We start from the raw sequence: 12,458 nt of genomic DNA on the forward strand, positions 1-12,458 counted from the left end.
TGACTGGTCCACGCACTCGGGCGTGTCGCCGCGCGACAGCGTCGAGAACTCCACTGTGAAGAAGAATCGGGACCGGTCCTGGCACATGGAAGCCCACGGCAGTGGGTCCATCAGACTGGTTCCTGGGACGACCCCAGGAGGTGGCCGACCCTGGCCCCGTGACACCTGGTGCGCCCCGGTTCAGGCCGACCTGCACTAAGGTACCAGCCCCTCCACGCACCCAAAACCCCAGTGGGTGTGAGTCCTCCCACCAGCCCCCGCGCTCGGGCGTGTCGCGCCTCCCGGCCGCTCAGGAGCCGGGGGCGGGCGCCCTGCGGTGGGCCCCGGCGCGGTGGGCCCCGGCGCGGCGGCCCGTCCGGCCCCGGGAGGGAGGGTAGCCGGCCCGCCAGAGGTACAGGCCGACTAAGAGGGTGCCGCCCCCCAGCCACACGGCCCACCACGGGAAGCGGGGGAGCTGGGAGACCCCTCCGGCGGCCTCCAGGTCCGCGACGGGGGTGGGCGTCACGCGCTCGGCGGTGACCAGGATGCGGTGGGTGTTAATGCCCAGAGGGGTGCAGGTCACCAGGGTGACCAGGTCGCGCCCGGGCTCGGCGCGCAGCGCCTCGGTCTCGTCGGGCTCCACGACCCGGCTCTCGGTGACCCGGTAGGTCAGGACCTCGCCGAAGACCTCCAGGGTCAGGGTGTCCCCGGTACGGACCCGGTCGAGGTCGGTGAACATGGTGGCCTCGGCCAGGCCCCGGTGGCCGGTGATGACCGAGCGCGTGCCCGCCCCGCCCACCGGCAGGCTGGTGCCCTGGAGGTGCCCGAGCCCGGCCAGGAGCACCGAGTCGGAGGTGCCGTGGTAGACGGGCAGGTCGAGGTCGATGCTGGGGATGCGCAGGCGGGCCATGAGCCCGGCGGGGTTGACGCTCAGGATGCTCTCGTAGTCCAGGGCCTGGTCCCCGGTGCCCGAGCCGGTGGGGACGTTGGTGTTGGCCTCCAGCACGGCGCCCACGGACAGGGCGTCGTTGTAGGCGTGGGCGGCGGCGAGCTGGGCCGCGGCCTCGGGCTGGGCCTGGTCCACCTGGGCGTGGTAGTCCGAGACGATCCGGGACTGGTTGTACTGGGAGACCCAGGCCGCCACGGCGGGGTAGGAGAAGACGAGCATCCCCGCCAGGGCCAGGACGGCGGGGAGCGCGGACAGGGCCGAGAGCCGCCAGCGCCGGGCGGGCTCGGCGCGGTGGCGCCTGGTGTGCGGCATCGGTTCTCTCCTGCTTCTACGGGGTGGGGACACGCCGGTGGCGGGGAGGCTGACCTCCCCGCCACCGGCGGACGTGGTCGGCGTCGGGCCGTCGCCCGCTCAGCCGTGCCGACGGCGGGAGCGGACCACCAGGGCCGTGCCCGCGCCCAGGAGCACCAGGGCGCTACCACCGAGCATCATGAGGACCTTGCCGGCGGCACCGGTCAGCGGCAGCCCCGGGACCCCCTGCTTGGTGTTGTTGACGGTGATGTCGGTGCCCGCGGTCTGGCCGGCGTTGACCTTGACGGCGGTCAGGGCCTGGTCGCCGGTGGGCAGGACGAAGCCGGCGGGGGCCTGGACCTCCTCCAGGACGTAGCAGCGTGCGCTGTGGTCCAGGGACGTGGTCGGCTTGGGGTCGCCCACGTTGTACTTCTGGCCGACCTTGGAGTCCACGAACAGGCCCTCGATGTTCACCACGCCCGAGGCGTCGGACTCGAACTCGGTGACGTCGTTGACGGCAATGGGGTCACCGGTCTTGGTGGAGGCGTCGCAGGTGGCGGCAAAGGGGTCGGAGGAGGCGTAGACCTTGAACTTGGCGCCCGTAAGGCCGGTGTCGGCCTTGTCCGCGTCGGCCTTGAGGACCTTGAGGTCACCCCAGCCGGTGACGACCTCGTTGGTGGGGACCTTCTTGCCGTCGTCGGGCTGGTCGGGCTCACCGGGCACGGTGCGGGTGTCCACGTTGAAGTAGCCGGTGTTGGGGATCTGGCCCGTGGCCGGGACCTGGTCCACGGTGGCGGTGAAGGTCACCGTGACGGTGGCGTTGGGCTGGCCCTTGAGCGCGGTCAGGCCCTCGGCGGTGAAGGACACCGTCGGGTTCTGCCCCTCGGTCGTCGTGTACTGGCTGGCGGGCACGTCCTGGGTGGTGCCGCCCGCGGTGATCGTCACGGACTTGACCTTGCCGTCCTTGAGCGCGCTGTCCAGCGGGTCGGAGACGACGAAGTAGGAGAAGTACTGCTCCTGGGGCGTGCTGGCCAGGCTGGGCACCTTGACGCTCACCGGGAAGTCGACCTGGTCCCCGGTCCTGATACCCGCCTTGTTGAGGCCGAAGTCCTTGGTCGGGGCCTGGACCACGGTGTTCTTGGGGTAGACGTTGACGTCGTAGAGCCAGGTCCCGTCGCCGTTAGCGGCCTCGGCGGCGGTGTTGGGGAAGGGGACCGTCACCAGGAAGGGGGCCGCCTTGCGGATGACGCTGGCGGGAGAGGTCGTCTCGCACACCAGGTAGGCGGCTACGGGCAGGTCGGCCAGGGTGGTGGAGCCGTCGGCACCGGTCATCCCGGCCGTCCCTGTGTCGAAGGTGGCGGCCAGGCCACCGGGCAGGGTCAGCTGGGGGCTGGCCCAGTCAGCGCCGCAGGCGTCCTCGGGGACCGTCAGGGTGTCCAGGCCGTTCCAGGAGGCCTGGGCGGTCAGGTCCAGGTTGGTGACCCGGTAGGCGGTGAAGGTGACGTCGGGCACGGGGGTGCCGGTGACGTTGGTCTTGCCGTCAGGCGTGCCCTCCGGGGTCTGGGAGCCGGTCTCGTGCTTGTGCACGGTCAGGGAGCCCTTGGCGGCGGGGTCGATATTGCCGAAGCTGGGCTCGGTGGCCTGGGCCACGGAGCCCAGGCCGATCAGGCCCAGGCTGATCGCCATGGCGGCGCCCAGGAGACTGTTGCGCCTGGAGTGGGTCCGTGTCATAAAGCAGTCCTTTCGTATGCGCGTCGAACGCGGAACGTGGTGGTAATTCATTGCCGGTGCTACTGGTGGTCAGTGTGTGTGAGAGCGGTACCTCCTGATAAGGCCGGCGGCCAGGGCCACGCAGAGGAGGACCCCTCCCGCCGCGAGGAACAGGTAGGCTCCGCGCCCTCCGGTCAGGGGGATAGAGGGGACCCCCGACTTGGTGTTGGTAAAGGGCGTGTCAAAGGAGTAGTCCAGCGCGTCGGCCCGGATGGCGAAGGTGTGCACGGTGGCATCGAGGCTGTACCCGGCGGGGGGCCGGGCCTCCACCAGCGTGTAGTCGCCGTCGCCCCAGGGCAGGTCGGTCACCTTCAGGAAGCCCGCACGCGGGTCGCTGTCCCGGTAGGTGCCCTGGGCGGAGGCCGGGCACCGGTCGGCGGAGTCGGCCACGCAGTCCTCGACCACGGCCTGCAGTCCGGTGCCGGACGGGCCGGTGAGGGTCCACGCCGAGCCCGTCAGGGGCGCGCCGCCCTCGTCCGCCTTCCCCCAGGTCACCGAGCCGGGCAGACGGGTGTTCCTCACGTTCCCGTCACGCACCACGTCCGTGGGGCTGCCGTCGTCGCCATAGGTGTCCTGGAGGCCCACCTCCAGCGACGTCCGCGTACCCGCGCCCGGGGCCCGGCACCCGGGGTGGGCGGACCAGTCCACGCCCTTGGGACCGGTGCCGGGGGCGGCCAGGTCGAGGCACAGGGTCTGCGTCAGGACCTGGTAGCCGGCGGGGGCCGCGGACTCGGTGACGGTGTACAGCCCCCAGCTCAGGCCGGTGAGCCTGAAGGCGCCCGGGGCCGGGTCGGTGTCCGCGAAGGTCCCGGTGGCGCAGGGGGCGCCGGTGCAGTCCGCCACGACGGTCCCACCGGGCACGCCCGGGCCGGTCAGGGTCCAGCTTGTACCGCCCAGCGGCGTCGTCCCGTCCTGGTCCACCTTGTGCCAGGTGAGCGTGGCTGGCTTGCTCGTGTTGACGACGCGGCAGGTCACCCGGTCCTGGTTGGCCACGGTCAGGGTGGTGCCGCTCACGGTGGAGCTGTAGGGGACGCCGGGGGCGTCGAGAGTGCCGGGGGTCTGCGCGCACTCCCACGCCCCGGCCTGGTAGCCGTCGGCCTCGGGTGAGGCGGAGGACTCCGACAGGGTGTAGCCGCCGGGGCGGACCACCGTGACCGGGGCGGCGCCGGACCCACGCACGAGGCCGGGCGGGGCGGTGGAGCCGTCGCTGGCCTGGAGCGACCACTGGCTGGCGTCCAAGGCGGGGACCTCGGCGGTGGCGTAGTGGGCCTCCACGGTCTTGACCAGCTCGATGGTGGGCACCCGCACGGCGACCTTGTAGTCCTCGACCTCCCCGCTCATGGTGACGCCCTGGGGGCGCAGGGGCTGGCCGTCGTCGCTAATGCGCACCCGCAGGTAGGTGTCCGGCTGGCTGCCGGTCTCCCCGTCCACGGAGCGCACGACGTCGTCGGGCACGGTCCAGTGCAGGGTGGCGCCGCCCGCGGAGCAGGGCTGCTCGTCGCTCTTCTCGGCGTCGTCGAAGACCTGGTTGTGGTTCCAGTCCACCCACCCGGCGACGACGCCCTGGCTCTGGCAGGTCACCGCCTGCTCGACCACGGCCCCGGGGGCGGTGCTGTAGCCGTCCGGGGGCGGGCTCACGCCGTCCTCGTCACTGACCACGGGGTCGGTCGGGCCGTTGACGTCGTCACCGTCGGCGCCCGTGGAGTAGAACTGGTAGCCCTCGGAGTCCAGCAGGGAGCCCAGGCGCGGCCCGGAGACGCTCATACGGGTGCGCTCAATGGCGCTGGAGTCGAACAGGTCCGCGCTGTTGGAGTGGGTGATCTGCCCGCCCTCCCAGGTGGGCTGGATGAGGGCGGAGGCGCTGCCGTAGCTGGCGGGGGCGTCACCGTAGTCGGTGGCGATGACCAGGCCCAGTGCGACGGCGGAGTAGCCGGAGCCCTGCATGGTAATGGTCGCCTTGGTGGCACCCTGCATGAAGACGGACACCGCGGGGCCGCCCAGGCCGTTGGGCCGCGAGTAGCTGCCGCCGTCCTGGTAGACGCACTCGCTGCCGGTGTTGTCCAGGCGCAGCGTCCGGTCGTTGTCGGACAGCGTGCCCACGGTGGTCACCTGGGTGCTCTTACCCGCCCGGGTGTCCTTGCAGTGCTCCGAGCGCATGCCGTCCAGGAGGCGCCAGGTGACGTCCTGGTCGGCGGGGACCGTCGCCTGGATCCACTCCCCCGCGTAGGGGTCCGTCACGCCCTTGGGCGCCGGGTTGGAGGCCTCGGCGTCGGCGAGGACGAGCCCGTGGAGCGCCACCGGGGTCTCGGTGCCGTCAGAGGCGACGATCTTGGCCGAGCAGGACATGTCGAAGCTAATGCGCGAGTACCCGCCGGTGGGGGTGCGGTCCGCGTTCGCGTCGTTCTTGTCCTTGCCGTCCCAGGTCTTGTCACCGTTGTAGGCGTAGCCGTTGGCCAGGCCGATCACCATCTGGTTGTTGTTGCGGTAGTCGGCGGGGTACCTCAGGCCCGTGTGCCACACCTTGCTGCCGTCGGACCAGTCGGCGGCGCCGCCGATGTTGTACAGGTTGTCCAGGACGTCGCCCGCCCAGGTCCCCGGGCGGGTGGCCACCAGGGGCCCCTTGGCCAGGTCGGCGGGGAAGTTGGAGGCGTGCCCCAGGTGCTGGAGGTCGGAGAGCGTGCAGGTGGTAAAGAGGTAGCCCGCGTCGCCCATGTCGCGGTAGTTGACGAAGACCTTGCTCTGGCCGTAGTCGAGGACCGGGACGTTGGGCCGGTCCCGCCCCTTGAAGTCCTTGTCGTAGCTGGCCCACTGGAGCCACTGGATCGTGTCCCGGTAGTGGCTCGTGCCGCCGGTTGCGAACACGGCGGGCAGGGCGTCGTCGGAGAGGCTGGCGGGCAGTGCGGCTGCGGGCGGGAGGGAGGGCGCCCCGGCACCTGCCAGGGTGAGGAGGACGGCAGCCAGAAGAGCACAGACGCCTGCGCCAGCCCTCCGTACGGAGGAGAAGCGCGGAACAGAGAGCATCATGGGACTCCGGTAAGAAAATAGGGGAAGAAAGAATACGTGGCGAGTCCGCCTAAGGCACGGGATGCCAGGCGGTCGCGATACCGGATACCACCCTAACCAGGGCCCCCCGCCCCGGCGCAAGCCAGAAGCGGTTTCTTTACGGAATTGCAACCAGGAGGGAGGTGAATTGTCTCGACGTGATTACAACGGGCACCGGGCCGTAACGACCCAGTTGCACGCCAGTAACGATAAAGGCGTGAATGAGAATAGCGTCATACAACGGGTCGGCACTGGGGCGGCTGCCGGGCTGGGGCGGCGCCGGGCCGGGCTGGGGCGGCCAGGCTAGTGGCAAGCCGCCACTCCCCCACGCCGCCCCGCCCCGCAGCCGCCAGGCCCGCCCAGTAACCGTCCACAGCCAGCAGGCCGCCAGCCGTCAGGCCTGCCCCGCAGCCGCTGGCCCCGCCCACCGGCGCGCAGGCCAGGGGCCCATGACGGCCCGCCCCCGGCCCCGCGAAGGTGAGAAAAAAGGTCTGCCCCGGATCGTGGGTACGATCCGGGGCAGACCCTCGGGCTGAGCCGCTGCTCAGTCAGGTAGGCGGAGAGACCCGCCGGTCAGGACCTCACTTGAGGACCTTGGTGACGCGGCCGGAGCCAACGGTGCGGCCACCCTCACGGATGGCGAAGCCGAGGCCCTCCTCCATGGCGATGGGCTGGATGAGCTCGACGGTCATCTCGGTGGTGTCGCCGGGCATGACCATCTCGGTGCCCTCGGGCAGGGTGATGACGCCGGTGACGTCGGTGGTCCGGAAGTAGAACTGCGGACGGTAGTTGGAGTAGAAGGGGTTGTGGCGGCCGCCCTCGTCCTTGGTCAGGATGTAGACGTGGCCCTCGAACTGGGTGTGCGGGGTGATGGAGCCGGGCTTGCAGACGACCTGCCCGCGCTCGACGTCCTCACGCTTGGTGCCGCGCAGGAGCAGACCGCAGTTCTCGCCGGCCCACGCCTCGTCCATGGACTTGTGGAACATCTCGATACCGGTGACCGTGGTCTTCTGGGGCTCACGGATACCCAGGATCTCGACCTCGGAGTTGATCGGGAGCTTGCCGCGCTCCACACGGCCGGTGACGACGGTGCCGCGACCGGTAATGGTGAAGACGTCCTCAATGGGCATGAGGAAGGGCTTGTCCATGTCACGGACCGGGGTCGGGATGTACTCGTCGACCGCGTCCATGAGCTCCTTGATCTTGCCGGCCCACTCGGCGTCGCCCTCCAGGGCCTTGAGAGCGGAGACACGGATCACAGGGGCGTTGTCGCCGTCGTAGTCCTGGCTGGAGAGCAGCTCACGGACCTCCATCTCGACCAGGTCGAGGAGCTCCTCGTCGTCCACGGCGTCGGCCTTGTTGAGGGCCACCAGCAGGGCGGGCACGCCGACCTGGCGGGCGAGCAGCACGTGCTCGCGGGTCTGGGCCATGGGGCCGTCGGTGGCGGCCACCACGAGGATGGCACCGTCCATCTGGGCCGCGCCGGTGATCATGTTCTTGATGTAGTCGGCGTGACCGGGGGCGTCCACGTGCGCGTAGTGGCGCTTGGCCGTCTGGTACTCGACGTGCGCGATGTTGATGGTGATGCCGCGCTGGCGCTCCTCGGGAGCCTTGTCGATCTCGTCGAAGGGAGTGAAGGGGTTGAGGTCCGGGTACTCGTCGTGCAGGACCTTGGAGATCGCGGCGGTCAGCGTCGTCTTGCCGTGGTCGACGTGACCGATCGTTCCGATGTTGACGTGCGGCTTGGTCCGCTCGAACTTGGCCTTGGCCACTGGTGTCCTCCTGGGACTCGGGTAGTGCTCTTCGTCGGGTCTCGACCAGCCTATGCTATCGCTGGTCTCCGCGCGGAGCACACACTAATGGATTGTCGGGAATCTTACTGGACATGGCACCCACTGGCCTAACCCAGTGGGGTGGTGCGACGGCCGGAGCCGTACTGGTGGCCAGCCGTCGCGTGAGGGGCGAGGTGCCCGGGCACCGCCCCGGAGGCGCGGGCGGGCCGGATGCGGGGCCCGCTGTGGGCCAGGCCGGACCGCCCGCGGCCGGGCGCCTCAGAGGCCCTTGGCCTTGGCGATGATCTCCTCGGCCACGTTCCTGGGCACCTCGGCGTAGGAGTCGAAGCTCATGGAGTACACGGCGCGGCCCTGGGTCTTGGAGCGCAGGTCACCGACGTAGCCGAACATCTCGCTCAGCGGGACGGCGGCCTTGACGACCTTGACGCCCACGGCGTCCTCCATGGACTGGATCATGCCACGGCGGGCGTTGAGGTCGCCGATGACGTCACCCATGTACTCCTCGGGGGTACGCACCTCCACGGCCATGACGGGCTCCAGGAGCACCGGGGAGGCCCTCCTGGCACCCTCCTTGAAGGCCATGGACCCGGCGATCTTGAAGGCCATCTCGGAGGAGTCGACCTCGTGGTAGCCGCCGTCGACGAGGGTGGCCTTGACGTCCACCACGGGGTAGCCCGCCAGGACGCCGGTGAGCATGGCGTCCCGCACGCCGGCGTCGACGCTGGGGATGTACTCGCGGGGCACGCGGCCGCCGGTGACGGCGTTGACGAACTCGTAGTGCTCCTTCTCCTCGCCCTCGGCGGCATCCTCGGCGACCAGGGGCTCGAAGGACATGAGCACCTTGGCGAACTGGCCGGACCCACCGGTCTGCTTCTTGTGGGTGTACTCGACCTTGTCGACCTTCTTGCGGATGGTCTCGCGGTAGGCGACCATCGGGTTGCCCACGTTGGCCTCGACCTTGAACTCACGGCGCATACGGTCCACGAGGATGTCCAGGTGGAGCTCGCCCATCCCGCCGATGACGGTCTGGCCGGTCTCGCTGTCGAGCTCGACGGTGAAGGTCGGGTCCTCCTCGGAGAGCTTCTGGATGGCCGTGCCCAGCTTCTCCTGGTCGCCCTTGGTCTTGGGCTCGATGGCGACGTGGATGACCGGGTCGGGGAAGGTCATGGACTCCAGGACGATCGGGGCGCCCTGGGCGCACAGGGTGTCACCGGTGGTGACGTCCTTGAGGCCGATGAAGGCGTAGATGTGCCCGGCGTGGGCCACGTCCACCGGGTTCTCCTTGTTGGAGTGCATCTGGAAGAGCTTGCCGATGCGCTCCTTCTTGCCCTTGGTGGCGTTGAGGACCATCTCGCCCTGGGAGACCTTGCCCGAGTAGATGCGCACGTAGGTGAGCTTGCCGTAGAAGGGGTGGGCCGCGATCTTGAAGGCCAGGGCGGAGAAGGGCTCGTCCTCGCTGGGACGGCGCACCAGGACCTCGTCCTCGTGACCGGGCTTGTGGCCCTCGGTGGCCGGCACGTCCAGCGGGCTGGGCAGGTAGTCCAGGACGGCGTCGAGCATGGGCTGGACGCCCTTGTTCTTGAAGGCGGAGCCGGCCAGGACCGGGAAGGCCTTGCCGGCGATGGTCAGCATGCGGATGCCGGCCTTGAGCTCGGCGACGGTCAGCTCCTCGCCCTCCAGGTACTTCTCGGTGAGCTCGTCGTCGGCCTCGGCGACCGTCTCGACCAGCTGGGCGCGCAGCTCCTCGGCCTTGGCCACCAGGTCGGCGGGGATCTCCTCGTACTCCACCACCGAGCCGCGGGTGTCCTTGCCGTCGGCGTCCTTCTCGGGGAAGCGCACGGCACGCATCTCCAGCAGGTCCACGACGCCGGAGAACTCGCTCTCGGAGCCGATGGGGAAGTTCAGGACGATCGGGGTGGCGTGGAGCCGGTCACGGATCGTCTGGACGGAGAACTCGAAGTTAGCGCCCAGCTTGTCCATCTTGTTAATGAAGCAGATGCGCGGGACGTTGTACTTGTCGGCCTGGCGCCACACGGTCTCGGACTGGGGCTCCACACCCTCCTTGCCGTCGAAGACCGCGACGGCGCCGTCGAGCACGCGCAGGCTCCGCTCGACCTCCACCGTGAAGTCCACGTGGCCGGGGGTGTCGATAATGTTGATCTGGTTGTCGTTCCAGAAGCAGGTGGTGGCGGCGGAGGTGATGGTGATCCCACGCTCGGCCTCCTGCTCCATCCAGTCCATCGTGGAGGCGCCGTCGTGGGTCTCACCGATCTTGTAGTTGATGCCGGTGTAGAACAGGATGCGCTCGGTGACGGTGGTCTTGCCGGCATCGATGTGGGCCATAATGCCGATATTGCGGACCTTGGTGAGGTCGGTCAGCACGTCGAGTGCCACTAGAGGTGTCCTTCTTTCGGAGTGTGAGCAGAGGTGTCGGCCGGGTCCCGCGGGGACGGTCCCCGACCGACGTGCCTACCGGGGGATTACCAGCGGTAGTGGGCGAAGGCCTTGTTGGACTCGGCCATGCGGTGCATGTCCTCACGGCGCTTGACCGCGGCACCCAGGCCGTTGGAGGCGTCGAGGATCTCGTTCATGAGGCGCTCGGTCATGGTGTTCTCGCGGCGCTTGCGGGAGAAGTCCACCAGCCAGCGCAGGGCCAGGGTGGTGGCGCGGCCGGGGCGGACCTCGACGGGCACCTGGTAGGTGGCCCCGCCCACGCGGCGGGAGCGGACCTCCAGGGCGGGGCGGATATTGTCCAGGGCACGCTTGAGCACGGAGACCGGGTCCTGGTCCGTCTTGGCGCGCACCCCCTCCAGGGCGCCGTAGACAATGCGCTCGGCGGTGGACTTCTTGCCGTCCAGCAGGACGCGGTTGACGAGCTGGGTGACGACCGGGGAGCCGTAGACAGGGTCGACGGCGAGCGGGCGCCTGGGTGCGGGACCCTTACGAGGCATTACTTCTTCTCCTTCTTGGCGCCGTACTTCGAGCGGGCCTGCTGGCGGCCCTTGACACCCTGGGTGTCCAGGGCGCCGCGCACGATGTGGTAGCGGACACCGGGAAGGTCCTTCACACGGCCACCACGCACGAGCACGATGGAGTGCTCCTGGAGGTTGTGGCCCTCACCGGGGATGTAGGCGGTGACCTCGATGCCGCTGGACAGGCGGACACGGGCGACCTTACGCAGGGCGGAGTTGGGCTTCTTGGGGGTGGTGGTGTACACGCGGGTGCACACGCCGCGTCGCTGCGGGCTGCCCTTGAGCGCGGGCGTCTTGGACGACGTGCGCTTCGTCGAGCGGCCCTTGCGGACCAGCTGCTGAATGGTTGGCACTGAGACTCTCCATCTTGACGTGCATCGAGAACTGTCGCTGCTCTCACGCTGACCCCACCCCCGGGGCGCACGGCACCGCGGTGAGGGCCGGCCCGCCTGCGTCGGCCGGGGGCGCGACTGATGACGTCCGGAGCCCCGCGGATGGGGCCCGTCGGTTCCCGCTGCGGCAGACCCGCATCACGAGGGGGTCGCGTGAGGCCCGGCCTCGCTGGGAACGGAGAAGTGGCGGCCCGCGCTCGGGCACCGCAGGCCAGGGTACGTGCTCGACGCCGTCGCCCGCCATCCCAGGGCGGCCACGGTTTCAGTGGTCCTCACCACTGGAACGGTTTCAGTGGTCCTCGCTGCTGGAGGCGCGCCAGCCGCCCTGCACCCGGGCGGACCTACTCACCATGTGCCGCACCCCTGACGGTCCCACGAGCCGCCCTGCACCCGGGCGGACCCGGGGCGCACTGGCCACCCGCCCGGGGCCGCACCCAACCCGCGAGAACGGTACTTGTTGGCCGTGAGAACGGTACTTATAACGTGGACAGGGCAAGGACCTGGTTGCGGGAGTCAGGCCGTCAGGTTCAGCCTCCCTGTCGGGGTGTCCGCCAGCTGCGTGGGAGTCGGCCCCTCATCGGCTGGTCCCCGTGCCGCTACGTGGGGGTGTCTGCTGGTGGTGCGGGGGCCGGGGCCAGGGCCGGAGGTGGCCGGGGAGGCCGTGGTGGCTGCCAGTGGTGTGTTCATCGGGGGCCTGGGTGGCGGTGTTGCACATTCATCCCGGGGTGCTGGTCGGGATGGTGGCGTCATTCCAACGTTTTCCCGCCCCGGGAGGCGGAGGTGAGCAGGATGAATGTGCAACGCGGGCGCCGTTGCACATTCATCCTGGTTCCCAGGCCCAGGCCACCAAGCAGATCCGCATGATCCCGCCGTTTACTGATCGTGGTTTGTAAAAAGAATGTGCAACTCCGCCAGCCGGGTCGGCTGACGGCCTGCTTATGGCCGCCAGCTGGCCTGCCACCGGGCCGCCAGCCACCACACCCAGACACGCGACACGACCAGAACAAGCCCACAATCAGGTTCTGCTCCGTTCGCACCACGCCTGCCAGGCCCTACGCACCCGGTCGTACCTGGCACCGGGCCGACAAGGGCGGTTGCAGGCGCCGCTGTCTCCTACCGCACCTGGCCGCGGCCCCGGCAGTCACCCACACGGCGTGGGTCCCGTACACCTCCTGAGTCAGGCCTGGCAACGCCCATTGTGCGGACCATCACACCAACTCACGCCCTGCACCTCCTGCGGTGGGCCGGTGGACCCGGCCCTGCCGTCCGA

7 protein-coding genes are annotated in these 12,458 nt (G+C 69.7%); all 7 read right to left on the reverse strand.

Annotated elements, in window-relative coordinates:
• Nucleotides 1-289: 289 nt before the first annotated feature.
• Nucleotides 290-1,240, reverse strand: coding sequence for a class C sortase (locus tag C3V41_RS06760; protein WP_106109627.1), 951 nt, complete (start codon nt 1,238-1,240; stop codon nt 290-292).
• A 99-nt stretch (nt 1,241-1,339) separates the two neighbouring features.
• Nucleotides 1,340-2,950 carry a SpaH/EbpB family LPXTG-anchored major pilin gene (locus C3V41_RS06765; RefSeq protein ID WP_106109628.1) on the reverse strand — a complete coding sequence of 537 codons (1,611 nt, stop codon included), beginning with the start codon at nt 2,948-2,950 and terminating at the stop codon, nt 1,340-1,342.
• 69 nt (nt 2,951-3,019) lie between these two features.
• On the reverse strand, nt 3,020-6,013 hold the full coding sequence (locus C3V41_RS06770) for a CshA/CshB family fibrillar adhesin-related protein (RefSeq protein WP_106109629.1): 2,994 nt from the start codon (nt 6,011-6,013) through the stop codon (nt 3,020-3,022).
• A 599-nt stretch (nt 6,014-6,612) separates the two neighbouring features.
• On the reverse strand, nt 6,613-7,803 hold the full coding sequence (tuf, locus tag C3V41_RS06775) for an elongation factor Tu (protein WP_106109630.1): 1,191 nt from the start codon (nt 7,801-7,803) through the stop codon (nt 6,613-6,615).
• 279 nt (nt 7,804-8,082) lie between these two features.
• Entirely contained in the window at nt 8,083-10,218 is a 2,136-nt protein-coding gene (fusA, locus tag C3V41_RS06780) for an elongation factor G (protein WP_106109631.1), read from the reverse strand.
• An 86-nt stretch (nt 10,219-10,304) separates the two neighbouring features.
• Nucleotides 10,305-10,775, reverse strand: a complete 471-nt coding sequence (gene rpsG / locus C3V41_RS06785) for a 30S ribosomal protein S7 (protein WP_106109632.1) — start codon at nt 10,773-10,775, stop codon at nt 10,305-10,307.
• Nucleotides 10,775-11,149, reverse strand: a complete 375-nt coding sequence (gene rpsL, locus C3V41_RS06790) for a 30S ribosomal protein S12 (RefSeq protein WP_106109633.1) — start codon at nt 11,147-11,149, stop codon at nt 10,775-10,777. The genes rpsG and rpsL overlap by 1 nt, the downstream gene beginning before the upstream one ends.
• Nucleotides 11,150-12,458: the final 1,309 nt, after the last annotated feature.

This window comes from Actinomyces sp. oral taxon 897, assembly GCF_002999235.1.
GTDB lineage: Bacteria > Actinomycetota > Actinomycetes > Actinomycetales > Actinomycetaceae > Actinomyces.

What these genes read in the sequence shown, in the direction of transcription:
- C3V41_RS06770 (WP_106109629.1), bottom strand. Translation starts at nt 6,013, where the DNA reads ATGATGCTCTCTGTTCCGCGCTTCTCCTCCGTACGGAGGGCTGGCGCA.
- rpsG (WP_106109632.1), bottom strand. Translation starts at nt 10,775, where the DNA reads ATGCCTCGTAAGGGTCCCGCACCCAGGCGCCCGCTCGCCGTCGACCCT.
- C3V41_RS06760 (WP_106109627.1), bottom strand. Translation starts at nt 1,240, where the DNA reads ATGCCGCACACCAGGCGCCACCGCGCCGAGCCCGCCCGGCGCTGGCGG.
- C3V41_RS06765 (WP_106109628.1), bottom strand. Translation starts at nt 2,950, where the DNA reads ATGACACGGACCCACTCCAGGCGCAACAGTCTCCTGGGCGCCGCCATG.